The sequence below is a fragment of the Brevundimonas sp. UBA5713 genome (genome assembly GCF_002419815.1).
Classification (GTDB): domain Bacteria; phylum Pseudomonadota; class Alphaproteobacteria; order Caulobacterales; family Caulobacteraceae; genus Brevundimonas.
Genome location: NZ_DIGV01000018.1, coordinates 119,514 through 143,737, shown reverse-complemented (window position 1 = coordinate 143,737; position 24,224 = coordinate 119,514). Strand labels below are relative to the sequence as shown.

27 protein-coding genes are annotated in these 24,224 nt (G+C 62.0%); 17 read left to right on the top strand and 10 right to left on the bottom strand.

The window, feature by feature from the left end:
* Positions 1-52: 52 nt before the first annotated feature.
* The 4 genes from B3B04_RS04615 to argC all read left to right on the top strand — a co-directional run bounded on the left by B3B04_RS04615 (position 53) and on the right by argC (position 2,913).
* A complete protein-coding gene (locus tag B3B04_RS04615; RefSeq protein ID WP_292040469.1) occupies positions 53-706 on the top strand; it encodes an ABC transporter ATP-binding protein in 654 nt (217 codons plus the stop codon).
* Positions 707-883: 177 nt separating this feature from the next.
* The gene (gene rplM / locus B3B04_RS04610; protein ID WP_292040357.1) at positions 884-1,360 is read left to right on the top strand and encodes a 50S ribosomal protein L13; all 477 of its coding nucleotides are present in this window, start codon (positions 884-886) and stop codon (positions 1,358-1,360) included.
* Between the two features lie 2 nt (positions 1,361-1,362).
* Positions 1,363-1,848 carry a 30S ribosomal protein S9 gene (rpsI, locus tag B3B04_RS04605; RefSeq protein WP_292040355.1) on the top strand — a complete coding sequence of 162 codons (486 nt, stop codon included), beginning with the start codon at positions 1,363-1,365 and terminating at the stop codon, positions 1,846-1,848.
* Between the two features lie 129 nt (positions 1,849-1,977).
* Positions 1,978-2,913: an N-acetyl-gamma-glutamyl-phosphate reductase gene (gene argC, locus B3B04_RS04600; protein WP_292040354.1), complete on the top strand. Its 936-nt coding sequence runs from the start codon at positions 1,978-1,980 to the stop codon at positions 2,911-2,913.
* Between the two features lie 76 nt (positions 2,914-2,989).
* Here the strand turns inward: argC and cobS are convergent, their stop codons facing one another.
* Positions 2,990-3,988, bottom strand: a complete 999-nt coding sequence (gene cobS / locus B3B04_RS04595) for a cobaltochelatase subunit CobS (RefSeq protein ID WP_292040353.1) — start codon at positions 3,986-3,988, stop codon at positions 2,990-2,992.
* A 62-nt stretch (positions 3,989-4,050) separates the two neighbouring features.
* Complete coding sequence (locus tag B3B04_RS04590; RefSeq protein ID WP_292040351.1) at positions 4,051-4,728, bottom strand: J domain-containing protein; 678 nt, start codon at positions 4,726-4,728, stop codon at positions 4,051-4,053.
* A gap of 46 nt (positions 4,729-4,774) precedes the next feature.
* On the opposite strand from B3B04_RS04590, the gene B3B04_RS04585 reads away from it, so the two are divergent.
* The 5 genes from B3B04_RS04585 to B3B04_RS04565 all read left to right on the top strand — a co-directional run bounded on the left by B3B04_RS04585 (position 4,775) and on the right by B3B04_RS04565 (position 10,961).
* Positions 4,775-5,077, top strand: coding sequence for a BolA family protein (locus B3B04_RS04585; RefSeq protein WP_292040349.1), 303 nt, complete (start codon positions 4,775-4,777; stop codon positions 5,075-5,077).
* Between the two features lie 153 nt (positions 5,078-5,230).
* Complete coding sequence (locus tag B3B04_RS04580) at positions 5,231-6,979, top strand: ATP-binding protein (RefSeq protein WP_292040346.1); 1,749 nt, start codon at positions 5,231-5,233, stop codon at positions 6,977-6,979.
* Between the two features lie 78 nt (positions 6,980-7,057).
* Complete coding sequence (locus B3B04_RS04575) at positions 7,058-7,999, top strand: mechanosensitive ion channel family protein (RefSeq protein ID WP_292040344.1); 942 nt, start codon at positions 7,058-7,060, stop codon at positions 7,997-7,999.
* Positions 8,000-8,015: 16 nt separating this feature from the next.
* A complete protein-coding gene (locus B3B04_RS04570) occupies positions 8,016-9,041 on the top strand; it encodes a threonine aldolase family protein (protein WP_292040342.1) in 1,026 nt (341 codons plus the stop codon).
* Positions 9,042-9,086: 45 nt separating this feature from the next.
* Complete coding sequence (locus tag B3B04_RS04565) at positions 9,087-10,961, top strand: ABCB family ABC transporter ATP-binding protein/permease (protein ID WP_292040340.1); 1,875 nt, start codon at positions 9,087-9,089, stop codon at positions 10,959-10,961.
* Here the strand turns inward: B3B04_RS04565 and B3B04_RS04560 are convergent.
* From B3B04_RS04560 to B3B04_RS04545, 4 genes are all read right to left on the bottom strand, one after another.
* On the bottom strand, positions 10,958-11,434 hold the full coding sequence (locus tag B3B04_RS04560; protein WP_292040338.1) for a chemotaxis protein CheE: 477 nt from the start codon (positions 11,432-11,434) through the stop codon (positions 10,958-10,960). The genes B3B04_RS04565 and B3B04_RS04560 overlap by 4 nt on opposite strands.
* Positions 11,431-12,060 carry a response regulator gene (locus B3B04_RS04555; protein WP_292040335.1) on the bottom strand — a complete coding sequence of 210 codons (630 nt, stop codon included), beginning with the start codon at positions 12,058-12,060 and terminating at the stop codon, positions 11,431-11,433. Before B3B04_RS04555 ends, B3B04_RS04560 begins: the two co-directional genes overlap by 4 nt.
* Positions 12,061-12,124: 64 nt before the next feature.
* Entirely contained in the window at positions 12,125-13,075 is a 951-nt protein-coding gene (locus tag B3B04_RS04550) for an acetyl-CoA carboxylase carboxyltransferase subunit alpha (protein ID WP_292040334.1), read from the bottom strand.
* Between the two features lie 93 nt (positions 13,076-13,168).
* Complete coding sequence (locus B3B04_RS04545) at positions 13,169-14,086, bottom strand: site-specific tyrosine recombinase XerD (RefSeq protein ID WP_292040333.1); 918 nt, start codon at positions 14,084-14,086, stop codon at positions 13,169-13,171.
* Between the two features lie 61 nt (positions 14,087-14,147).
* Here B3B04_RS04545 and B3B04_RS04540 point away from each other — a divergent pair, with 61 nt between their 5' ends.
* The 3 genes from B3B04_RS04540 to B3B04_RS04530 are packed head-to-tail and all read left to right on the top strand — an operon-like array spanning position 14,148 to position 16,398.
* Complete coding sequence (locus tag B3B04_RS04540) at positions 14,148-14,714, top strand: shikimate kinase (RefSeq protein ID WP_292040331.1); 567 nt, start codon at positions 14,148-14,150, stop codon at positions 14,712-14,714.
* Entirely contained in the window at positions 14,711-15,814 is a 1,104-nt protein-coding gene (gene aroB / locus B3B04_RS04535) for a 3-dehydroquinate synthase (protein WP_292040329.1), read from the top strand. Before B3B04_RS04540 ends, aroB begins: the two co-directional genes overlap by 4 nt.
* On the top strand, positions 15,814-16,398 hold the full coding sequence (locus tag B3B04_RS04530; protein WP_292040327.1) for a GNAT family N-acetyltransferase: 585 nt from the start codon (positions 15,814-15,816) through the stop codon (positions 16,396-16,398). Before aroB ends, B3B04_RS04530 begins: the two co-directional genes overlap by 1 nt.
* Here B3B04_RS04530 and B3B04_RS04525 read toward each other — a convergent pair.
* Complete coding sequence (locus B3B04_RS04525; RefSeq protein ID WP_292040325.1) at positions 16,395-16,802, bottom strand: MliC family protein; 408 nt, start codon at positions 16,800-16,802, stop codon at positions 16,395-16,397. The two genes, B3B04_RS04530 and B3B04_RS04525, sit on opposite strands and share 4 nt — an antisense overlap.
* Positions 16,803-16,846: 44 nt before the next feature.
* Positions 16,847-17,311, bottom strand: a complete 465-nt coding sequence (gene tadA / locus B3B04_RS04520; RefSeq protein ID WP_292040324.1) for a tRNA adenosine(34) deaminase TadA — start codon at positions 17,309-17,311, stop codon at positions 16,847-16,849.
* Between the two features lie 12 nt (positions 17,312-17,323).
* On the opposite strand from tadA, the gene B3B04_RS04515 reads away from it, so the two are divergent.
* The 4 genes from B3B04_RS04515 to B3B04_RS04500 all read left to right on the top strand — a co-directional run bounded on the left by B3B04_RS04515 (position 17,324) and on the right by B3B04_RS04500 (position 20,899).
* Positions 17,324-18,880, top strand: a complete 1,557-nt coding sequence (locus B3B04_RS04515; protein WP_292040322.1) for a pseudouridine synthase — start codon at positions 17,324-17,326, stop codon at positions 18,878-18,880.
* A 12-nt stretch (positions 18,881-18,892) separates the two neighbouring features.
* The gene (gene rsmD, locus B3B04_RS04510) at positions 18,893-19,468 is read left to right on the top strand and encodes a 16S rRNA (guanine(966)-N(2))-methyltransferase RsmD (RefSeq protein WP_292040321.1); all 576 of its coding nucleotides are present in this window, start codon (positions 18,893-18,895) and stop codon (positions 19,466-19,468) included.
* A gap of 19 nt (positions 19,469-19,487) precedes the next feature.
* On the top strand, positions 19,488-20,504 hold the full coding sequence (locus B3B04_RS04505; RefSeq protein ID WP_292040319.1) for a Kelch repeat-containing protein: 1,017 nt from the start codon (positions 19,488-19,490) through the stop codon (positions 20,502-20,504).
* A 65-nt stretch (positions 20,505-20,569) separates the two neighbouring features.
* Positions 20,570-20,899, top strand: coding sequence for a DUF2322 family protein (locus B3B04_RS04500; protein ID WP_292040318.1), 330 nt, complete (start codon positions 20,570-20,572; stop codon positions 20,897-20,899).
* Here B3B04_RS04500 and B3B04_RS04495 read toward each other — a convergent pair whose 3' ends face one another.
* Positions 20,900-21,355 (bottom strand): low molecular weight protein-tyrosine-phosphatase, encoded by a 456-nt coding sequence (locus tag B3B04_RS04495; RefSeq protein WP_292040316.1) that lies wholly within the window; start codon positions 21,353-21,355, stop codon positions 20,900-20,902.
* Positions 21,355-23,265, bottom strand: a complete 1,911-nt coding sequence (mutL, locus tag B3B04_RS04490) for a DNA mismatch repair endonuclease MutL (protein ID WP_292040314.1) — start codon at positions 23,263-23,265, stop codon at positions 21,355-21,357. Before mutL ends, B3B04_RS04495 begins: the two co-directional genes overlap by 1 nt.
* Before the next feature lie 196 nt (positions 23,266-23,461).
* Between mutL and B3B04_RS04485 the strand changes: the two genes are divergently transcribed.
* Complete coding sequence (locus tag B3B04_RS04485; protein ID WP_292040312.1) at positions 23,462-24,178, top strand: YceI family protein; 717 nt, start codon at positions 23,462-23,464, stop codon at positions 24,176-24,178.
* Positions 24,179-24,224 lie beyond the last annotated feature (46 nt).

The window sequence follows — 24,224 nt, the reverse complement described above, 5'->3', positions numbered from 1 at the left end:
CGTCGCGGGCGCACCGACCCTGTCGCTGCGTGACGTGACCCGCACCTATAAGATGGGGCAGGGCGAACTGTCGGTACTCAAGGGCGTCGACCTGGACATTATGCCGGGCGAGGTCATCGGGCTTATCGGGCCGTCGGGTTCGGGCAAGTCGTCGCTGCTGCACGCGGCGGGCCTGCTGGAGCGTCCGACGTCAGGCCGTGTCGCCATTCAGGGCGAGGACGTCACCGATCTGGACGAACGCACCCGCACGCGCCTGCGCCTGTCGCGTATCGGCTTCGTCTATCAGTTCCACCATCTGCTGCCGGAGTTTGACGCCCGCGATAATGTGGCCCTGCCCATGCGTATCGCCGGTTTCAGCGAGGCCGAGGCTCGCGAACGCGCCACCGAAATGCTGACGGCACTGGGGCTGGGCGAACGCGTGACGCACCAACCGGCGCAGTTGTCGGGCGGCGAGCAACAGCGCGTGGCCATTGCCCGTTCTCTGGCCAACCGTCCGGCCTTGCTTCTGGCCGACGAGCCGACCGGCAATCTCGACCCGACCACCAGCCAGACCGTGTTTGAATCCCTGCGCCGACTGGCCAAGGAGGAGGGCGTGGCCGCTCTGATTGCCACCCACAATATGGAACTGGCCGGTCACATGGATCGCGTCTTCGCCCTGAAGGATGGCCATCTGGAAGAGCGACAGGCCCAGAGCCAAGCGTGGTAATTTAATACCAATCACTGGGTATTTTAATACCAACAATGAAAAGTCGTTATAAAGCAAATGGTTGGCGCATTTCCGGCCTGTGGATTGCGTTTGACCTTTTGCGCGAGGCGCATTATCAAGCCCGCCAATGTCCAGTCCCTCGGGACGGACTGTTTTTACGTCTTTAGGACCCTCAATATGCTGAAGAGCACTACGGCTGCACAAAAGCCGGCTGAGGTCGAAAAGAAGTGGATCCATATCGACGCTGAAGGCGTCGTGGTGGGCCGTCTTGCGACCTTCATCGCTAACCGCCTGCGCGGTAAGCACCTGCCGACCTACACCCCGCACGTGGACATGGGCGACTACGTCGTCGTGACCAACGTGGACAAGGTGGTGTTCACCGGCAAGAAGAACACCGACAAAGTCTACTACCGTCACACCGGCCACCCGGGCGGTATCAAGGAAACCACCCCGGAGAAGGTCCTGAACGGCCGTTTCCCGGAGCGCGTCCTTGAGAAGGCCGTTGAGCGCATGCTGCCGAAGGAGTCGCCGCTGGCTCGCAAGCAGATGACTCACCTGCGTCTGTTCGCTGGTGCGACCCACGATCACGAAGCTCAACAGCCCGAAACCATCGACTTCAAGTCGATGTCGGCCAAGAACACCCGGAGCGCCTGATCATGACGGACGTTGCTCAAGAAACCGCCGCTGGCTTCGACGCCCTGAAGGGCCTCGGCACTGAAGCCGCTCCTGTCGTTGCCGAACCGAAGATCGACGCCCTGGGCCGCTCGTATTCGACCGGCAAGCGTAAGAACGCTATCGCCCGCGTGTGGGTGAAGCGCGGCACCGGCAAGATCACCGTGAACGGCAAGGACGTCGCTGACTACTTCGCTCGTCCGGTTCTGCAAATGATGGTGGCTCAGCCGCTGAACGTTGCTGACCGCGCGACCCAGTACGACGTCGTCTGCACCGTGACCGGTTCGGGCCTGTCGGGCCAAGCTGGCGCTATCCGCCACGGCCTGTCGCACGCTCTGACCCACTACGAGCCGGAACTGCGCAAGGTTCTGAAGCCGCACGGCTTCCTGACCCGCGACAGCCGCGTCGTTGAACGTAAGAAGTACGGCCGCGCGAAAGCACGCCGCAGCTTCCAGTTCTCGAAGCGCTAATCGCACCAGCGATTTGGTTTTGGAAAGGGCGTTCCGGAGAAATCCGGGGCGCTCTTTTCTTTTGCGGCTTTGGCGGGACGGCATTATGGAGGCCGTGTCGCACGGTTGCGGCTTAAGGATTAGAGTGAGTTGACCCACACCATCTTCATCGACGGCGAGGCCGGTACGACCGGTCTGGAAATCCGTGAACGTCTGGAAAAGCGTTCGGACCTTCAGCTGCTGCTGCTGGGCGACCGCCGACGCGATGTTGAGGCCCGACGCGAGGCGCTGAACAGCGCCGATGCCGTCATCCTGTGTCTGCCGGACGATGCCGCACGCGAGGCCGTCTCGATGATCGAGAATGATAAGGTGCGGGTGATCGACGCCTCGACCGCCTATCGCGTCGATCCTGAATGGGTCTATGGCTTTGCCGAAATGGACGCCGATCAGCGCGACGCCATTGCCAACTCGACGCGCGTGTCGAACCCCGGCTGCTATCCGACTGGCTTTATCGCCCTGATGCGTCCGCTGGTGAAGGCGGGTCTGGTGCCTGCGGATTATCCGGTCACCATCAACGCTGTGTCGGGCTATTCCGGCGGCGGCAAATCGATGATCGCAGAGTTTGAAGCGGAGGGCGCTTCGACCGCCTTCCGTGGCTATGGCCTGTCGCTGAAGCACAAGCATGTGCCGGAAATGACCAGGCACACCGGCCTGAACCGCCCGGTGTTGTTCTCGCCTGCCGTGGGCAACTATCGCCAAGGCATGCTGGTCGAGGTGCCGCTGCATCTGGCCGCCCTGCCGGAAACGCCGTCGGTCGAGCGCATCCACGGCGCTCTGGTCGAGGCCTATCAGGGCCAGCGCTTTGTCGAGGTTGTCGATCTGGACGCCAGCGAGGACATGACGGGCATCGAACCCGAAGCTCTAAACGGCACCAATATCGTGCGACTGCACGTCTTTGGTGATCGAGGCGGCGAACAGGTGCGTCTGGTCGCCATGCTGGACAATCTGGGCAAGGGCGCATCGGGGGCGGCGGTCCAGAACCTGAACATCATGCTGGGTCTGGACGAGACCACGGGCCTGATCTGACCGGACCGACCATGCATTGAAAAAGCCCCCGATCATGTGATCGGGGGCTTTTTGTATTCATAGCGGTAGAGGGGGCTTAGCCCACCTTCACGCGGACAGCGGCCTCGGGCAGGTCTTCGCCAAAGGCGCGCTGATAGAACTCGGCAATGGTCGGGCGTTCCAGCTCGTCGCACTTGTTCAGGAAGGTCAGGCGGAAGGCCAGACCCACATCGCCGAAGATCTCGACGTTCTGGGCCCAGGTGATGACAGTACGCGGCGACATGACGGTCGAAATGTCGCCGTTCATGAAGGCGTTGCGGGTCATGTCGGCCACACGGACCATGGCGGCGATCTGGCGACGGCCTTCTTCATCAGCGTATTGCGGCACCTTGGCGGCGACGATTTCGGCTTCCACGTCGTGATCCAGATAGTTCAGCGTGGTGACGATGTTCCAGCGGTCCAGCTGGGCTTGGTTGATCTGTTGCGCGCCGTGGTACAGGCCCGTGGTGTCGCCCAGACCCACTGTGTTGGCCGTGGCAAACAGACGGAAATAGGGGTGCGGACGGATCACGCGGTTCTGGTCCAGCAGGGTCAGCGCGCCCTGCGCTTCCAGCACGCGCTGGATCACGAACATGACGTCCGGACGACCGGCATCATATTCGTCGAACACCAGAGCCACGGGACGCTGCAGCGCCCACGGCAGAATGCCCTCGCGGAACTCGGTGATCTGCTTGCCGTCCTTCAGGACGATGGCGTCCTTGCCGATCAGGTCGATCCGGCTGACGTGGCTGTCCAGGTTGATACGCACCAGCGGCCAGTTCAGGCGCGCGGCGACCTGCTCGATGTGGGTCGACTTGCCGGTGCCGTGATAGCCCTGAACCATGACGCGGCGGTCAAAGGCAAAGCCCGCGCAAATGGCGATCGTGGTCTGCGGATCGAACTGATAGCTGGTGTCGATTTCCGGAACGTGGCTGTCACGCTCGTCGAACATCGGCACTTCCATGTCGGAATCAATGCCGAACACCTCGCGCAGGGTCACCTTGCGGTGCGGTGCGAGGGTCAACAGCGGATCGGCGGTTTCGAGCGGAGAGGTCATGGCAATCCCATAGAGCGGGCGAGTTCATGGCTCAACCGCCATAAACGCATACTGTTCGACGATCAGGCGGCGTATCCGGCCTTTTTGAGAGTCTTATAGGCCTTGATCACGTTCTGGAGCTTGGCTTCGGTGGCACGGTCACCGCCGTTGGTGTCGGGGTGGAAGCGTTTGAGAAGCTCGTGATAGCGGGCTTTCACCGCGGCCTTGTCTGTACCGGGTTCAAGATCCAGATCGGCCATGGCCTGACGCTCCAGACGGCCCATGCGGGCTTCGGCCTCGGACATAACAGGGCCGGTCTGCTCGTTTACGCGGCGACCGAACAGGCCAAAGCTGTCATTGAACGAACCTGTGCCAGCGTTATTGCCAGTGCCAAACTTGGCCGCAAAACTGGCTGCCTCACGCGAGTTGCGGCTGGCCTTCATGTCCCAAGTGGGACGCCCACCGGTCATGGCTTCGTTTTCCTGAGCGGCCCGAATCTGCGCCTCGGTCATGCCAGCGTAGAAGTTCCAGCTCTTGTTGTACTGCGAGGCGTGGGCCTGACAGAAGTTATAGAACTCGTTCAGGGCTTCACGCGACTTGGGGGCCTTGGCCGTGGCCGGCTTGGAGCAGTCGGCCCATTCGCAAGGCTTTTCGCCGGGCTTCAGGTGCAGTACGTCTGCCTCCGCCGCTTCCTCTTCAGGCTTGGGCGGCTTCACCCGAATGTCGGTGAAACGGGGTTTGTATTCGAAAGAAGCGGACATCCCTGCAAGTTTAGGCCTGATTTGTGTTGCTTCAAGGACTTGACCTATGGCTGACGGCCCGGTTGCCCAAATTATACGGCAAAAACTGCAATCCGCGCTTTCTCCGCAACGTCTGGAACTGGAAGATGACAGCTGGCGACACGCGGGCCACCACCATGAAGGCGGCATGGATGCCAAAGAGGGCGGCGAAAGCCACTTCAATCTGCTGATCGTGTCAGAGGCTTTTGAGGGTCAGTCGCGGGTGAATCGCCAAAGGGTGATCAATAATCTGTTGGCGGAAGAACTTTCTGGTCCTGTTCACGCCCTTTCAATTCAGGCGCTTACACCTGCAGAACACGTTAAAAGATAACGACGGTCCGCGATTCACGGTGTTTTAGAACCTTTGCCATAGCGTCCCCGTCGACATGGAAACCGGGGACGCGAGGGGGCGGCCAGAATGGTTGGTGGTGAAAGTATCGGACGCGGCTTAGAAGGAGACGCGCCCGGCACAGCGGCTCAGGCTTTGACGGCGATCCTGGAGACGCAGTATCTGCGATATCTGATCATCGCGAGCTGGGCTGTAGCGATGTGGTCGACAGTCGGGATTAAACTGGCTGTCGCATGGTTTGTAGCAACCCTTACCGCTGGGGCTGTGCGTGGATGGACCGAGCGCCGCGCAAGCCGCCGCGAGCGGCAAGGCTGGGGCACAGTCTTTCCGGTTGTAGCGACGCTGACGACCGCCGTCTGGGCGACAGCACCGCTACTGACGTGGTTCTCTTCTGCGCCGTTTGGCCGTGAGATGGCGTTGGTTCTGCTGGCGGCAGGGTATGTGCTGGTTTTTGCCCAGCTGCGAAACTCTCCGCGTCAGGCTGTTCTGATTTCGTCACCTTACGGGGGGGCGGCTTTGATCATAGCGGCTACGCTGTGGGGTAAGCCGGAGTTCTGGGGCTTTATCGCGTCCGGACCTTTGTTACTCGGCGGATTGTTCGTCCTGGTGCTGATGACGATGCTGCGCGAAGAGCGAATTTTGGCCTTTCAGGAGCATCAGACCCATCTGATCGCCGAGCTGGAAGCGGCGCGGGACAAGGCCAATGCGGCCAATACCGCCAAATCCAACTTCCTGGGCGTGATCTCGCATGAACTGCGCACGCCGATGAATGGTGTTCTGGGTGCAGCGCAGTTGCTGAGCGCCTCGCGTCTTGATCCTCAACAGCGCGAAATGCTGGCCATCATCCGCAATTCGGGTGACAGCCTGCTGTCGCTGCTGAACGACATTTTGGATCTAACCAAGATCGAGGCCGGCAAGATGGCCTTCGAAGTCGTTGATGTCGACATGCAGGAACTGCATGACAGGCTGGTATCCCCGTTTGAAGCGCAGGCCCGCGCCAAGGGGCTGGATATGGTGTCGACCTTCGAGGGCGATATTCCCGCCATCGTGCGTGGCGATCCGCTGCGGGTATCGCAGATACTCAGCAATTTGCTGTCAAATGCGATCAAATTCACCGATCGCGGCCAGATCACCTATCGCGTTTTGGGCCGCCGCTTGTCCGATACGCGCATCGCCTTCGAGTTTGCCGTGACCGATACGGGTGCAGGCATTTCGGAAGAGGATGTCAAACGCCTGTTCCAGCCGTTCACCCAAGTTGACAACTCCTCGACGCGCCGTTTTGGCGGCACAGGGCTGGGGCTGACTATTTCGCGTCGTCTGGCAAACATCATGCATGGCGATATCTCGGTGCAGTCTCAGGTCGGACGTGGCTCGACCTTCACCCTGTCGGTCGAGGCCGAAGTGGTGGCTTGGGACCGTGTATCCGACACGGCCGAGGACGCCGAGATGGCGGAGCCAGTCCGTCCCATGAAAGTGCTGGTGGTCGAAGACCATCCCGTTAACCGCATGATCCTTGAGGCATGGATGGGCAGTTCAGGTCATTCGGCCACCACGGCCGAAAACGGACAGGCCGCTGTCGATGTCGCACGGCAGTTGGCCTTTGATCTGATCGTTATGGACGTGAATATGCCCATACTTGACGGCCTGTCGGCCACACGGGCGATCCGCGCCGACAGTCTCAATCAGGATACGCCGGTGATCGTGCTGTCGGCCTCGGCCCGTGCCGAAGATCACGAAGCCGGTCTTTGTGCGGGGGCGGACGCCTATATGAACAAGCCGATCGACTTCCGCCAATTGTCCGCCTTTATGGTTCAGGCTGTCAAAGGGCGCGAAGCGCTGCAAGCGATCTCGAAGGCAATAGAGGTCAAGGATATGGCCGCCTAGGATGAGGCTGGGCTAAAATCGGTGAAAAGGTCTGGCCTCCTGCTTCCTTTTGCGGGCAGAGGCGTTAGCCTTGGTGCCATGACGACTACGCCCACCATTCCAACGGAGGGACTCGCTGCGCCGCTAGAGTCTCTCTCCCAACTCGAAACCAAACTATCTGCCGATGCCGTGGTGATTGCCAAGGCCATCGACCTGTTGGGCACGTTCGCGGTCAATCTGACGGTGGCGTTGATTATCTTCATCGTCACCCTGGTCGCGGCCAAGTGGGCAGCATCGGCGGCGCGTAAAGTGCTGTCGCGCACGCGTGCGGTTCGCCGCGATCCGACTGTGCTGGCCTTTATGGTCCAGATTGTCAGGGTGATCGTGATCGTCATCGGCATGATCGCGGTGCTTCAGCGTCTGGGCGTGCAGACGACTTCCATCATTGCCGTGCTGGGTGCCGCCTCTCTGGCTGTGGGCTTGGCCTTGCAGGGGACACTGTCGAACGTAGCGGCAGGCGTGATGTTGTTGATCCTGCGTCCCTATCGTGTGGGCGAACTGATTGAAATCAGCGGGGTTGGCGGGGCGGTCGTCAAGCTGGACCTGTTCACGACCCAGCTGAGCAATGGCGACAACGATCGCATCATCATCCCCAACTCCAAGGTTCTGTCCGACGTCATTATCAACCGTTCAGGGCAAAGCACCCGCCGTATCGCCCTCAACTTTACCGTCGGGTATGGTGATGATCTGAACAAGGCGCGCAATGTGTTGGCCACCGTGGCCGAAGCCCATCCGTCTGTTCTGAAAACGCCAGAAGTCTGGACGGGCGTGACCGGCCTGTTGGACAGCGCCGTGCAGGTCACTGTTCACGCCTGGGTGCGAGCGCCCGATCACTGGCAGACGTCTGCAGACCTTTGGCAGCAGGGTAAGGAAGCTCTGGATCGTGCGGGCGTCGACATTCCCTATCCCCATCAGGTGCAAGTTAACGCGCCGGATGAGGGAATCAGTCCACACCCTTCATCGAGTAACGATGCTGCTTGATGCGGCTGACTGAGAGATGAGTTTCTTGCGCTACGATTTTTCGTCTGACAACACCGCAGGCATGACCGCTTCGGCGATTGATGCCCTTGTGGCGGCCAATCAGGGCTTCATGGCCAGCTATGGTCATGACGACGTGTCTGCGCGCGCGGCCAAGGCGATCTGCGGTTTGCTGGACGTCGAAGCGGACGTGCGTTTTGTGTTCAGCGGTACCGCAGCCAACGCCATTGGCCTGTCCATGTTGGCTCAGCCCTTCGAGGCGGTGGCTGCGCACCACACCGCCCATATCTGCACCGACGAAACCGGCGCGCCGGGCTTTTTCGGTCATGGTGTGGGTCTGGTCGGCTTGCCGGGTTACTCGGGCAAGATAGAGATCGATGCCCTTTGCGCCGTGCTGGATGAGCCGGTCGTCGGTCACCGCCAACCATTGGCGGCGCTGAGCCTGACCCAGTGCACCGAATATGGCGCGGTCTATAGTGGCGACGAACTGGGCCTGCTGATCCGTACGGCCAAGGCCGCAGGCCTGGGCATCCACATGGATGGGGCGCGTTTGGCCAATGCCGTGGCGGCGGGCTTTGATCCCACGCTGATCGGCACGCTGGGCGTGGATGTATTGAGCTTTGGCGGTGCCAAGGCCGGCGCGCACGGCGTAGAAGCCTTGGTGGTGCTGAACCGCACCCTCACGCGCCGCCTCGACAACCGGTTGAAACAGGCGGGTCAGACGGCGTCCAAGGGGCGGTTGCTGTCGGCACCTTTACTGGGCCTGCTCGAAAGTGGTGACTGGCTGGCGGGCGCGCAGCACGCCAATGCCATGGCACAGAAACTGGCGGACGGGATCGAGAACCAAACCAGCTTTGTCTTGGCCCATCCAGTTGAAACCAATGCGGTGTTTGTTCGCATGAGCGATGAGGCATTGGCTGCTATTCGGGCCAAGGGCTGGGCGGTTTACGCCTTTGACGACGGCTCGATCCGCTTCGTCTGCTCGTGGGCGACCAAGCCGGAAGCGGTCGATGAGCTGCTCGGAGATTTACAGTCTATAGTTTAGGTGGGGGCCACAGCATGGGGGTGTTGAGATCAAGGAGCATCGTCCATGCGGGGTGAACGCAGCGGCCGTAGAGGCGACGTCACCACAAAGGCCAATCAGGCCGGAGCCGATCCGGTGACAGAGGCCCCCAAAACATGGGCGGCTCTGGCCAGCCTAGTGCAACTGGTCCGTCGCTCGCGCGCGCCCCAGCTTTACTGGCGTCTGGCCGGTGCCATTCTGTTGACGCTCGCCGGTAAGGGTTTGGGCGTTGCGGCACCGTTGATGCTGGGCGCGGCGGTCAACCGACTGGCTGCGGGGCAGGGCACCGGCGTCGCTCTCGGGTTGGGCTTTGCCGCGTTTGCTGTGGGTTGGGCCGTTATCCGCTTTCTGTCGTCGGCCACCCCCCAACTCTCCGACGTGGTGTTTGCCCCCGTGCGCGCCGCGGCCCAGCGGCAGACAGCAGCCGATACCTTCTCGCACGCGCTGAACCTCTCGCTGGATTTCCACCAGACCAAGCGTTCGGGCGCACTGTCACGGGTCATGGACCGCGGTGCGCGCGCCGTAGACTTTCTGCTGCGTATTCTGATGTTCAACCTCGGGCCGACGGTGCTGGAGTTGGTGCTGGCGGCGGCGGTGTTGGGCGGGCGTTACAGCTGGCGTTTCGCCGTTGTGGCTGTGCTGGTGGTTCTGGCGTATGCGACCGCCACCTTCATGATGGCCAACTGGCGTCTGGAGCACCGCCGCGCCATGAATACCGCCGATGCCGAGGCTGCGGGCCTGTCGGTCGATGCCCTGCTGAACTATGAGACGGTGAAGTCCTTCGGGGCCGAGAACCGCACGGCCTCGGCTTATGAAGAGTCGCTTGGCACCTATATGAAGGCCTCGCTGAAGGCCAATAATTCGCTGGCAGCGCTGAACCTGATCCAAGCCCTGATTATGAACGTGGGTCTAGGGGCTATGGCGGTGATGGCGGGCTATGAGGCCGCTGCGGGGCGCATGGGGCCGGGGGATGTGACGGCCGCCGTGCTGATCATGATTTCCCTCTATCAGCCGTTGAACATCTTGGGCTTTGCCTATCGTGAAATCCGGCAATCTTTCATAGACATGGAAGAGATGCTTAAGGTGACGCGTCAAAAGGCGCTCGTGGCGGATGCGCCCGACGCCAAGCCCTTGCCCCGCCCGGATGGCGACTGCGGAGCCGAAGTGGTGTTTGACCACGTCAGCTTCAGACATGATGCGCGCGCCAATGGTCTGGACGATGTGTCGTTCACCATCGCGGCTGGCACCACGACGGCTCTGGTGGGGCCTTCAGGCTCGGGCAAGTCGACCATTGTGAAGTTGGCGCTGCGTCTGCTCGATCCCCAATCGGGCTCGGTCAGCGTGGGCGGTCATGACGTTCGTGCGATCACTCAGGCCTCGCTGAGACAATCGGTAGCGTTGGTGCCGCAGGATGTGGCTTTGTTCAACGATACGCTGGCGGCCAATATCGCCTTTGCCAAACCCGAAGCCTCGGAGGCGGAAATTTGGGCGGCTGCCGAAGCGGCCGAGCTGGCCAACTTCATCCGCGGCCTGCCGGACGGGATGCAAACCCGCGTCGGCGAGCGTGGCTTGAAACTGTCGGGGGGCGAGCGCCAGCGCGTCGGCATCGCCCGCGCCTTGCTGGCCGATCCATGCGTGTTGATCCTCGATGAGGCGACCAGCGCCTTGGACAGCCGCACCGAGGCCTCGATCCAGCACACGCTACGCAAGGCGCGGGCAGGGCGAACCACGCTTGTGGTTGCGCACCGCCTGTCAACCATCGTGGATTCCCAGCAAATCTTGGTGCTGAAAGAGGGCCGAATTGTCGAGCGCGGTGCCCACCATGAGTTGGTGGCACGACAGGGCGGCGAATACGCGACCTTGTGGCGCAAGCAGACGCGTGGCGCGTCGGACGCCGGTTAAGCGTCCGTCTCGCCGACCTTTACGCGCAGTACGTCTTTCAGGCTGTCGACCACCTGCTGGCGTGCCTCGACCTCATCGGCGGGCAGGGACATCAGCAGGCGAAAAGCCTGCGCGTGCACGGTGACAATGCGCCAGTCGAATACTTCGGTCTCTGAAGCGGCATCCAGCAGGTCGCATAGATTGATCGCCACGGCGCACAGATCGGTGCGCGCAAAAGGCCCTGCAGCGTCGATCACGCTGCTGGATAAACGATAGGCCGTGTTCACAGCCAGTTTGTTATCTGCCAACGCTGTGGGCGCGGGCAGTGCCGACAGGTCGTGGATGGCCTGCCGGATAATTTCGAGGCTTTGGGCCTCCAGACTGGCCAGCTGGTCGGCGGCCTGCTTCAGTGCGGTACGCGTGCTGATGCCGCCCGGCTGATCAATCAGGCTGGATAGGCGCGAACGGCGTCTGTTGTGGGTGATGACGGTCATAGTGACTGCGATGCCCTCCGTTGCGCTTCGAACTGTTGCTTGCGAATTTCCTCGGCGCGGCGTTCTGGCCCGTTCCAAGGCACATCTTTGAACCGGCGGTCCGGCCCCAAATAATTTCCAACCTCAAGAAATGGTCGGTTGTCTCTGGAAACCCAGACAATTCGTTCGAGAAGAGTCAGCGAACTGAATGGCTTGGTGATCAGGAAGTTGGCACCGCAATCGCGCGCTTCGCTAACTTTGGAGCGACGTACGTGGGCGGCAGTCATGATCACGGGTGCAAAGGCATTCGGCTCCAGTTTGGAGCGGCGCAGCCAGCGTACGAACTCATAGCCACTCATGCCCGGCATATCCGAATCGACCAGTATCAGATCGATCGGTACTTCCTTGGCGATGGCGATAGCATCGGCGGCAGAGTGGCACGCATAGCGGACCTTGAGACCGAATCCGGCCAGCGCCTGAATGGTCAATTCGCGGGCAAAGTCGGAATCGTCGATGACCATGGTCACCGCGCCTTCGAAATTGAACACGGCACTGTCGCGCAATGTCTCGCCCATGCCGGGCGATCGAGACGTCAGGTAGGACACGCCGAGCCAACTCCAAGGCAAAATGAAAGTGTTGCGATTCAAGCATAGGGTTAAAATCCCTAAACAAATCGCAACGCTTCACATGTCGGCGAGGAATGTCTGTGGCTTAGCCCATACGGCCGATGGCGTAGAAACGGTCGGCGCGTTGGGCGCGCAACTGATCGGCGCTCAGCTTGGACAGTCCCTTCAGTTCTTCCTCGAGGGTGTCGCCGACAGCTTTGATGGCCACTTCCGGATCGCGGTGGGCACCGCCCAACGGTTCAGGAATTACGCGGTCCACGATCTTCAGACCCAGCAGGTCGGGGCCGGTGATCTTCATGGCCATAGCGGCTTCCTTGGCGCGCGAACCGTCGCGCCACAGAATGCCCGCTGCGCCTTCCGGCGAGATGACCGAATAGATGGAGTGTTCCAGCATCAGCACGCGGTTAGCGGAGGCGATGGCAATGGCGCCGCCCGAACCGCCCTCACCGGTAACGGTCGAGATATAGGGCACCCCCAGCGTCAGGCCGCGCTCGGTCGAGCGGGCAATGGCCTCGGCCTGACCCCGCTCTTCGGCACCAAGGCCCGGATAGGCACCGGCAGTGTCGACGAAGCTGAGAACCGGCAGGCCGAACTGTTCGGCCATGTCCATCAGGCGAACCGCTTTGCGATAGCCTTCGGGGCGGGCCATGCCGAAATTGTGCTTCAGGCGGGTCTGGGTATCGTGGCCCTTTTCGTGGCCCATGATGACTACGCCCTGACCACGGAATCGGGCCACACCGCCCAGAATCGCCTGGTCGTCGCCAAACTGGCGGTCGCCGTGCAGTTCTTCAAAGTCGGTGAACAGGCCATCGATATAGTCGATGAAGTGCGGACGCTGCGGGTGGCGGGCCACCTGCGTGCGCATCCACGGATCCAGATTGTCATAGGTCTCGCTGCGCAGGGCAGCGGCCTTGGCTTTCAGGGTCTCGATTTCCTCTTCGAAATCACCGCTGGAGGGAGCGAGCTGTGACAGCTCGGCGATCTTGGCTTCCAGTTCAGCAATCGGCTTTTCGAATTCGAGATAGTGCGTGGCCATAAAGCGCCCGTGTAACGACCGCGCCATCTTGGCGCTACGGAAAGTGGCGGACCCTAAAACCCGTCGGGCCACACCGCAAGAGCAAGCTTCATATCAGTTTTTGCGTGCCAGCGGGTGTTTGGATTGGACCACTTGCGACAAATGATCGGTCGCAAGGTGCGTGTAGATCTGGGTTGTAGAGATATCGACGTGCCCCAATAGCGTCTGCACTACGCGCAAATCCGCCCCGCCTTCCAGCAGGTGGGTGGCAAAGGCGTGCCGCAGAACGTGCGGGCTGATGCGCGACGGATCGATGCCGGCAGCCGTTGCGGCCTCGTCCAACAGCTGGGCAAAGCGGCGCGGCGTCAGGTGTCCGGACTTTCCGGTCGAGGGAAACAGCCACGGGCTGGCGGCGGTTTTCGCCTTGGTCTTAGGCTTGGCGTCAGGCGCATTACGCGCTTCCAGCCACGCCTTGATGGCCTCGCGGGCTGAACTGTTCAGCGGCACAAGGCGCTCTTTATTGCCCTTGCCGCGCACGATCAGATAGGCCGGATCGCGTTGGACGGCTTCCAGCTTCAGTCCCATAAGCTCCGACACCCGCATGCCCGAAGCATAGGCCATCTCTACCAGAGCCAGCAGGCGCGTGGCGGAGGCGCTGTCTTTCTGGGCGATGACGTCCAATAGGCGGCCGACCTCCTCGCGCGACAGGCTCTTGGGCAGGGAGCGGCCCTGTTTGGGCGCATCCAGACGCCGTGACGGATCATCTCCGCGCCAGCCCTCGCCCACAGCAAACCGATAGAACTGCCGCACCGATGCGCGCCGCCGTGCCGCCGTCGCTGCCGACAGGCCGCGCTTTGACAGGTCGGCGTACCAGGCCTCGATATCCGTCTGTGCAGCGCCTAAAAGCCCTCCTGCGTGCCCCAGATGCGTTTCGGCATCGGCCAGATCGCGCCCATAGGCCGCCAGAGTGTGCGGCGAGGCATCGCGCTCGACCGCCATCATCTCCAAAAAGGCTTCGATTTGTGGGGTCATTTCATCACGCTCGGGGGGTGTGGTGCCCGTTCATCCGTGTATAGAAGGAGGCGATACGAACATGAACTGCGCCTCGCCCGATTCTGCTATTTTAAACATGAACCGCACCATTGTTTTGGTGGGGCTAATGGGCGTGGGCAAGTCCACGGTGGGCCGCAGGCTGGCGTCGCGGCTGAATCTTCCGTTTGCGGACGGCGATAACGAGATCGAAGCCGCCGCCGGAATGACCGTTTCAGAGATATTCTCGACGCGCGGCGAAGACGAATTCCGCGCGGGCGAGGCGAGGGTGATGAAACGCCTGCTGGAAGGTCCGCCAGTGGTGCTGGCTACGGGCGGCGGGGCGATGATGAACCCGGAAACCCGCGCCCTGATGAAGGATCATTCGGTTTCAGTCTGGATGCGGGCGGATCTGGATGTGATTGCAGAGCGCGTGGCGCGCCGCGATACCCGTCCGCTGTTGCGAAACCGTGATCCGCTGGCGGTACTTAAGGATTTGGCGGAGAAACGCTACCCGATCTATGCCGAGGCCGACCTGACGGTTGATGTCGGCGTCGGATCGCACGGTGTGGCTGTCGAGGCCATGCTTCAAGCGCTGCGACAGTATGCAAAGGACAGGGCGGGCCAATGACCACTTCAATCCGGGTCGAGGGCGGGGCGTTCGCGCCCTACGACGTGATGGTCGGACACGACCTTCTGCCGCAACTGGGACAGATGGTGGCTGATCTTAGGCCCACGCGCTGTGTGATCGTCAGCGACGAGACGGTTGCGGCTATCCACGGTTCGGCAGCGCAGGCATCTTTGGCAGGTGCGGGATACGCCGCAGAGCTGGTGACTGTACCTGCGGGAGAAAGCTCCAAAAGTTTCCAACACTTGGAAACCGTTCTTGATCGCCTGATTGAACTGGGGCTGGACCGCAAGTCGCTAATCGTGACCTTGGGCGGCGGTGTGATTGGCGATCTGGCGGGTTTGGCGGCGGCGCTGTTCATGCGCGGCATCGACTTTATTCAGGTGCCGACCACCCTGCTGGCGCAGGTGGATTCCTCGGTGGGCGGCAAGACGGCCATCGATACCCCGCGCGGCAAGAACCTGATCGGGGCCTTCCATCAGCCGCGCCGCGTGCTGGCCGATATTTCGGTGCTGGCCACACTCCCGGTGCGTCAGGTGCGGTCCGGCTGGGCCGAGGTGCTGAAGCACGGCATGATCTGCGACGCGGCCTTCTTCGACTGGCTTGGGGGCGAGGGGGCTGCCGGGGCGTCGGGAGACAGGCATGCGCTGGAGCGCGCTGTCATTCGCTCGGTCGAGATTAAATCTCAGATCGTGGGCGAGGACGAAAAAGAAGCAGGCCGTCGTGCCCTGCTGAATTTGGGGCACACCTTTGGTCACGCGCTGGAGGTCGAGGTCGGCTTTGACGACACCCTGACCCATGGCGAGGCTGTCGCGGTCGGCTGCTGCATGGCCTTCCGCTATTCGGCGCGTCTGGGCCATTGCTCGGCGGAGGCCGCCGAAAAGGTGGAAGCTGGTACGCGCGCGGCTGGCCTGCCGTCGCGTGTGGGCGATATCGCGCATCGCTTCGATGCGGCCACGGTTCTGGCCCGCATGGCGGGTGACAAGAAGGCCGAAGGCGGGCGTCTGACACTGGTTTTGGCCAAGGGTATCGGAGAGGCGTTTGTGACCCGAGACGTCGATGCAGACGACCTGTTGCAGTTCCTGACCGAGGAAATCGCCTGATGCAGCTGTCTTCGAGGGCTCTGGAAAACGCCTTCGTTCGCTTGGAGCCCTTTGAAGACAGCCATAAGGAACAATTGCGTCCTGCGCTGGATCATGATGCAGACGCATGGAACGGCATGGTCAGCGCCGCCCATGGCGAGCATTTCGACAGTTGGTGGAATGCAGCGGTGACGGCGAGGGATGGCGGCAGTCGTATTCCCTATGTCGTGCGCCGCGTGCCGGATGGCGACATCGTCGGTACGACCAGTCTCTACGAGATCAAGCCCGAGCATCGGCGCTGCGAGATCGGTTCGACCTTCTATCGTCCGGATGTGCGCGGCACCAAGGTCAATCCGGCGGCCAAGCTGTTGCTGCTCCAGCATGCGTTCGATGCTGGCGCGTTACGGGTAGAGATCATCACAGACGCCAACAATGCGGCCAGTCAGGCAGCGATCCGCAAACTGGGTGCCACGTTCGAAGGCATTTTGCGCCAGCACAAGCGCACCTGGACGGGCCGTATGCGTGACACCGTACAGTTCGCCATTCTGGCTGATGAGGAATGGCCAGCGGTCAAGGCGGGGCTAGTGGCGCGTCTGGCCGCCTAGTCGATTGCGCGGCACTCGGTAGGATCACCCACGGCAGGGGTCCATGTCGCCTGACGGCCAGAGCCGCGTAGCTCTACACGGCCCGACTTGTACAGGATGCCGCTTACGGTCGGCTCTTGAACCAGATCATGGGCCAGTCCGTCGGATTTACGCACTGTCGCCATCTGGCGGGGGTTGTCGAAATCGACGGTCAGACGCTCGGCATTTTGGCAGACGTAGGTGGTGCGCAAGGTGCTGTTTAGCGCCATTTCCTGTAGTTCCGCGCCGGTCTGACGATCGTCCTTCAGCGCCTCTTGAGCGCGGGCTTGAACGGCGTCACCGTCATTGGAGGGTGGGGTGGTGGATGGACCGCACGCTGAAAGGCCAGTCGCCAATATGGCAAAGGAAATCGGCAACGGTTTCACGCCACGTCCTCGTCAAGCAGCGGACAGGAATGTCCGTTTCTTGGCTAACGCGGGGGTACCTTGGCGGTTCCTTTGCCGCGCCGTTCGCGAAAGAAGGTTTTCAACATGTTGGCGGCTGGCTCGGCCTGTACGCCAGCCTCGGTTTGCGGTCGCCAGTGGCATGTCGGCTGGTTAAAGAATTTCGGGCCATGGTGGACCGCGCCGCCCTTGGGATCATCGGCCCCCCAGACCACCCGCCCGATGCGCGCATGGCTGATGGCACCGGCGCACATAGCGCAAGGTTCCAGCGTTACATATAAAGTGAGGTCCGTGAGTCGATAATTCTCGACCGTGGCTGCAGCGTCGCGCAGCGCCACGATTTCGGCGTGAGCTGTCGGATCATGGCTTGTGATTGGGCGATTTTGCCCTTTACCTATCACTTCGCCGGTTATTTCGTTCACTATCACCGCGCCGACAGGCACCTCGCCAGCCTCAGCTGCCGCTTGCGCCAAATCGAGCGCCATGCTCATGAACCGCTCATCATGGATCGCCATCCCCGAGACAACGACAAGAAGCCCCGCGCCCGTCAAGATGACGCCTCGCGTGGTCCCCGCAAATTCGCCGATAAGGGCCCGAAATTCGGCTCCGGTGACAAGAAAGACCGCAAGTTTGACGACCGCGGCCCCCGTTCGCGCGATGAGAATCGCCCTGATCGTGGTGACCGCTTCGAGAATCGCGGACCTAAAGGAGGCAAGCCGGCTGGGAAGCCCGCGACCCCGGAACGTACTGAACGTATTGCCAAGGCTTTGGCGCGCGCCGGTATCGCTTCGCGTCGTGAGGTTGAACGCCTGATTGGCCTCGGCAAGGTTGCCGTGAACGGTCGCATCCTCGACACGCCAGCAGTGCTGGTGAAGCGCGATGACGTCATCACCGTCGATGGCAAGCCGGTCGGCGCCGCAGAGGCCACCCGCGTCTGGCGCTATCACAAGCCTGCAGGCCTGATCACCAGCCACAATGACCCTGCCGGTCGTCCGACCGTTTGGGACGCGCTTCCGGCAGATCTGCCGCGCGTGATCTCGGTCGGCCGTCTGGACTTGGCCACCGAGGGTCTGCTGCTGCTGACCAACGACGGTGAGCTGAGCCGCGCACTGGAACTGCCGGACACCGCACTGGTGCGCCAATACCGCGCCCGCGCCCGTGGCCGCATCACGCAAGAGCGTCTGGACAAGCTGAAAGACGGCTGTGAAGTGGACGGCGTCCGCTATGGCCCGATTGAAGCTACCCTCGACAAGGTCAAGGAAAAGGTCGACGGCGACGAGCGTTCGTCTGCCAACCTGTGGATCAGCGTTTCGATCACTGAAGGCAAGAACCGCGAGGTCCGCAAGGTTCTCGAAAGCGTCGGCCTGCAGGTAAACCGCCTGATCCGTCTGGCCTATGGTCCGTTCAACCTTGGCACCCTGCCTGTGAACACGGTCGAGGAAGTCGGCCCGCGCGTGATCCGCGAACTGCTGGCCGACTACATCCGTCCGGAAAACCTGCCGACCGGCAACACTGTCGCAACTCCGGCTCCGATTCCGGGCCGTCGTCCGGCTGGTGCCATCATCAAAGGCCGCTCGGGCTCGGCCATGTCCGATCCGTCGCGCAAGCCCAGCCGAGTCCGAGCCGCAAATCAGGCTGTGGAAGAAGGCGTGCCGGAGAAACCCGCCAAGCCGCTGAAGAAGGAAGGCTGGGCGAAAGCCGCGCCTAAGTTCGAGCACAAGAAAACCTTTAAGCCGCGCGCCCGTCCTGAAGGTGCTGAGGGTGAAGGCTTCGGTGGTGATCGCCCGCGCAAGCCGTTCAACCGCGAGCCGCGTGCCGATCAGTTCATTGATGACCGTCGCAAGCCCGCAGGTCGTTCATTCGGCGACAAGCCGGCAGGCCGTTCGTTCGGTGACAAACCAGCAGGTCGTTCCTTCGGTGACCGTCCGCGTGGCGCCGCCCCGCGTGGTGATCGTCCGTTCGGTGGCAAGCCTTCGGGTGGTCGCCCGTCCGGTGGCAAACCCTTTGGCGGCAAGCCGGGTGGCGGTGCAGGCCGTGGCGGCCCGCGCGGTCGCTCGTAAGGCTAGACGCTTATGAGGATTGTCGCTGGCAGTCTGAAGGGCCGCGCCATTGTTGCGCCGGAGGGGCAGGGCACCCGCCCGACCTCCGACCGCGCACGGCAGGCCATTTTTAACGTGCTGGAACACGCCGCATGGGCTGAAGACGTTCTGGACGGCGCACGGGTTATCGACCTGTACGCCGGTTCAGGCGCGCTCGGCTATGAGGCGATTTCGCGTGGCGCGGCCTTCTGCCTTTTCGTGGAAACGGACGACGGGGCCCGCGGCGCGATTCGCGAGAACATGGACGCCTACGGCCTGTTTGGCCGCACCCGCGTCCATCGTCGCAGCGCGACCGACCTAGGCCCGCGTCCGGGTTCGGCGGGTGAGGCCTTCACTCTGGCCTTCCTTGATCCGCCCTATGCAAAGGGCCTTGGCGAACAAACCCTAGCCAAGCTGCTGGAAGGCAACTGGCTGGCTCCCGATGCGGTGGTGATTTTCGAGCGCGGTTCCGACGAGCCGGAGATCGAAACTCCGGGCTATGAACGCATGGACGAGCGCGATTACGGTGCAGCACGTGTGCTGTTTCTGAAGGTCGCAGCGTCGCAGTAACGCTGATAGGCTGCGGCGCATGATGATTCATCGCCGCAGCCTGATCGCCTCTGCCGCCGCTACGGCGGTGCTCCCCAACATCGCAGCCAGTCAAAACAGCCCGCGCTGGCAGCGTCGGGCCGATATGCCGTGGGCAACGCAGGAGGTGTACTGCGCGGTGCTGGACGGCAAAATCTATGTCGCGGGCGGTCTGATCCGCGATGCGATCACCACCCGCATCAACGACCGTGTCGGCATCTATGATCCGGCGACCGACACTTGGACCGAAGGGCCGCGCCTGCCGCAACCGCGCCATCACCCGATGATGGCGGCTGTTCGCGGTCGTGTCTGGGCCTTTGGCGGCTATGACCGCCGTGAAGGTGGCGAATGGACATCCATGACCGATGTCTGGGCGCTGGATGACGGTCTATGGCAGCCGGTTACCCAGATGCCGCAACCACTGGCCGAGACGGTTGGCGTGACAGTCGGGGACCGCGTGCATCTGGTCACGGGTCGCTCGCCCAAGGACAAGAACGGCGGCTGGTACGATCAGGTCGACGTAACCACCCACATGATCTTCGATGCATCGGATGCGACGTGGCATACTGCCCGTCCGGCACCGCAGGCCCGTAACAGTGCCGCTGCCAGCGTTCATGGTCACCACATCTATGTGGCCGGTGGCCGTATGGTGGAGGGCGGACGCGGGACGGGGCAGCTGGACCGCTATGATACCGAGACCGATAGCTGGATCACGCTGGCCCCGATACCGGTGTCTCCGGCATCGGGCGAACAGGTCGGTGGCGGCCTTGCCATGGCCACGGTTGGTGATCGTCTGGTCGCCTTTGGCGGTGAGTGGCTGACGAGGCCGGGGGGCGTTTTCACCGAGACATGGATCTATGACATTGCGGCTGACCGCTGGGATCGCGGGCCGGATATGGGCGTGCCGCGCCACGGTCTGGCGGGCTGTGCGGTTGATGGCGTAGTTTATGCGTTGGCGGGCGGCGAGGTCTATTCCGGTGGTAAGGCCAGCGGTGTTGTCGAGGCGCTGAGGCTCTAATCGGGCTTTGGCAGCTGCCGCATGGCTGTTAGACGGGGCTGCATCTACCGGTTAGAGAGTTCGTGATGATTCAGCCCACCGCTTCGTTCAAAGACAATCTGCAACGGCTGCCGTCGATTGAGGGGCTGGCCCGTATCGAGCTGGCTGATTCCTCGGGCGCGGTGGTGGCAACCATCGAGAATGCGCCGGGCAAGCAAGGCTCGCTGGCGGTGTATCAATATCTGCAGCAGGTATTCGGTACGCTGAACGCCGGGGCCGCTGCGCATGGCATGGAAGTGTTCGGCGAGCATACCGCCGATGCCGAGGCCCGTCCGGGCGCGCATCCGAACATCGACCGCCTGATCGAGATCGTTGAAGGCGGCGCGCCATTGGCGATCATTCTGATCGCGGCCTGATTAGGACAGGTGGTCCGCCAAGCCCTTGGCGGCGGCTGACACGTCCGCCCAGGTGATGTTGAAGCCGCCTTCATCACCGTAATAGGGGTCTTGGACGCTCTCGCCCTTACGGCCTGCCCAATCCAGCATCAGGCTGAGTTGGGCCGTGCTGTTCGCAGGCATGATGCGTTTCAAATTGGCCAGATTATCGGCGTCCATCGCGACGATGTGGTCGAAGCGGGTGAAGTCCGCAGGCTTCACCTGACGCCCGCGCAGACCGGAAATGTCCACGCCATTGCGCTTGGCGGTGGCGATGGCGCGCGGGTCGGGCTTTTCGTTGATGTGATAGGCGGCGATGCCCGCGCTGTCGGTCACAATGGGAAGCTTGCGGCGGGCAACCTCGGTACGGAACGCGCCCTCGGCCAGCGGCGAGCGGCAGATGTTACCAAGGCAGACAAACAGCACAGACTTGAACATCACCGTCTCCCGAACAGTTTTTCGAGGTCGTTGAGTTTCAGCTCGACATAGGTCGGGCGGCCATGGTTGCACTGGCCGGAGTGGGGCGTAGCCTCCATCTGGCGCAGCAGGGCGTTCATTTCCGGCGCGCTGAGCACGCGGCCCGAACGCACCGAACCGTGGCAGGCCATGGTGCCGCACACCTCGGCCATGCGTTCTTTCAGAGACAGAGCAGAGCCATGCTCGGACAGGTCGTCGGCAATGTCGCGGATGAGACCCTGCACATCGGTATCGCCCAAAATGGCAGGCGTTTCGCGCACGAGAACTGCGCCTGCGCCAAACGGTTCGACGATCAGGCCCAGTTCGGCCAGTTCTTCGGCCTTGGCCGCAATACGCTCGGCTTCGGGGGCTTCAAGTTCGACCACCTCGGGCGTCAGCAAGGCCTGACGGGTGACCTTACCCTCGGCCATCTGCTCTTTCATGCGCTCATAGACGAGGCGTTCATGAGCGGCATGCTGGTCAACGATCACAAGGCCGTCGCGGGTCTGGGCAACGATATAGTTGGCGTGCAACTGTGCCCGCGCCGCGCCCAATGGGTAGTCGATCGGGTCAACCGGTGCGTGCGGATGGGGCGTGATCTGACCGGCATGTTCGGCCTGAACCTCGGCCAGAGTGCGGAAGGTGGGCGCGGCTTGCGGGCCGCTCCATGTATGCTCCACCCGGGCAGAACGCTCGTTCAGGCCGGGGATAATCTGGGCGGCAGCTTCGGGTTTGGACCAACCGGCCCATGCGCTAAAGCCCTGCGCCGACGGTTCGGTCGGTGTGTATTGCCCAAGGATTTGAACGCCCGTGTGCGGCTGAAAGCCGGATAGGGCGTCCGACGCCACGGTGGTCGAGGCGCGGTGGCCCGCCGCGTGAAGCGCGTGTTTCAACGCACCGACGATCAGGCCACGCACCAGTGCCGGATCACGGAAGCGCACCTCGGCCTTGGCGGGGTGCACGTTCACATCGACATAGAGCGGGTCGATGTCGATGAAGAGAACGGCTGCCGGATGGCGGTCTCTCGCAAGGAAGTCGGCATAGGCACCGCGCAGCGCCCCTTGCAGAAGGCGGTCGCGCACAGGGCGGCCATTGACGAACAGGAACTGGTGCGCCGCATTGCCACGCGAATAGGTCGGAAGGCCCGCATAACCGGACAGGCGCGTGCCGTCGCGCTCTTGATCGATCAGCAGGGCATTGGCTTCGAAGTCACGGCCCAAAATAGCGCCAAGGCGGCGCAGTCGGCCTTCATCGCCCTTATGTTCGGCAGGCAGACGCAGGGTCGTCTTGCCGTCCAGCGTCAAGGTGAAGGCGACATCTTCGTGCGCCATCGCCTGACGTTTGATTTCCTCCGAGATCGCCATGGCCTCGGAGCGTTCCGACTTCATAAACTTCAGTCGGGCTGGGGTGGCGTAGAACAGGTCGCGCACTTCGACCCGCGCGCCGTGCGGCCCGGGGAAGGCGGCTGGCGCTACGGGGTGGTGGTGGCCGCCCTCGACCGTGATGGACCAGGCGTCTTGCTGGCCCTGATCGGACTTGGCGCGGGTGGTGATGTTCAAGCGCGCGACCGAGCCGATGGAGGGCAGGGCCTCGCCACGGAAGCCCAACGTGAAGATACGCAGCAGGTCCACATCGCCCGCATCATCGGGCTCCAGCTTGGAGGTGGCGTGCCGCTCTACCGCGATGGGTAGCTCTTCTTTCGAGATACCCTTGCCATCGTCAGCGATCAGAATACGGGTCAGCCCGCCGCCATCTGCCTGTATCTCGATATGGGTCGCGCCCGCATCAATGGCGTTTTCCACCAACTCCTTGATGGCACTGGCAGGGCGTTCGACCACTTCACCGGCGGCGATGCGGTTGACGGTTTCGGTTGGGAGGCGACGAATAGGCATGTGAGTCTCAAGATAGGCCGCCCCCATCGTCTGTGCATCCTCCGTTTGAAAGAAGCGCACATTTCACTGTGATTATTTATCGGAGACGGGTTGCGCATCTAAAACTGATACATATACTGTTACCGTTAAGAGGCGGAATCATCCGTCGCTAAGGCCTTGGGCGCGTTGCTCGGGGCGTTTTTCCATGAGGCCCAACGTGAAGATCAAAGCTGCCTTTATCGCCGTGTCCGCTGCTGCCCTGCTGGCGGCTTGCAACGCTCCGGCCAACAACAATGACGCTCCGGCCGCTGCGGCTACGGCTGCTGCCGCAGGCCCGGTTGAGCTGAAGGCTCCGGCTGGCGTCTATGCTCTGGACCCGACCCACGCCATCCTGCAGACCTCGGTGCTGCACAACTCGATCTCGAACTACACCATTCGTTTCAACAAGATCGATTCAAAGGTCACGCTGGATCCGGCCAATCTGGAAAACAGCACGGTCGAGTTCACCGTTGATCCGACCTCGGTCGATGCCAACTTCCCGGGTGACTATGCCGGTACGCACGCCAACAGCGGCTTCCGTAACTGGAACGAAGACATTGCCAATAATCCGGCGCACCTGAACGCGCGCCAGTTCGGCCAAGTGACCTTTAAATCGACCAAGGTGACCAAGACCGGCGACCGTACGGCTGACGTGGTGGGCGACCTGACCTTCCTGGGTGTCACCAAGCCGGTGACCTTCAAAGCCACTTTCAACGGCGAGATCGAAAGCCACCCGTTCCTGCAGGTTCCGGCCATCGGCTTCGCGGCTGAAGGCACCTTCAAGCGTACCGATTTCGGCATGGCTCTAGGTTATGTCGGTGATGAAGTGACCGTCCGCTTTGACGGCGAGTTCATAAAACAAGCCGACGCCGCTCCGGCAGCTGCGGCCCAATAAGACCCGAAGAGCGGGGGCGGGAGGTCAAAGCCTTCCGCCCTTGTTC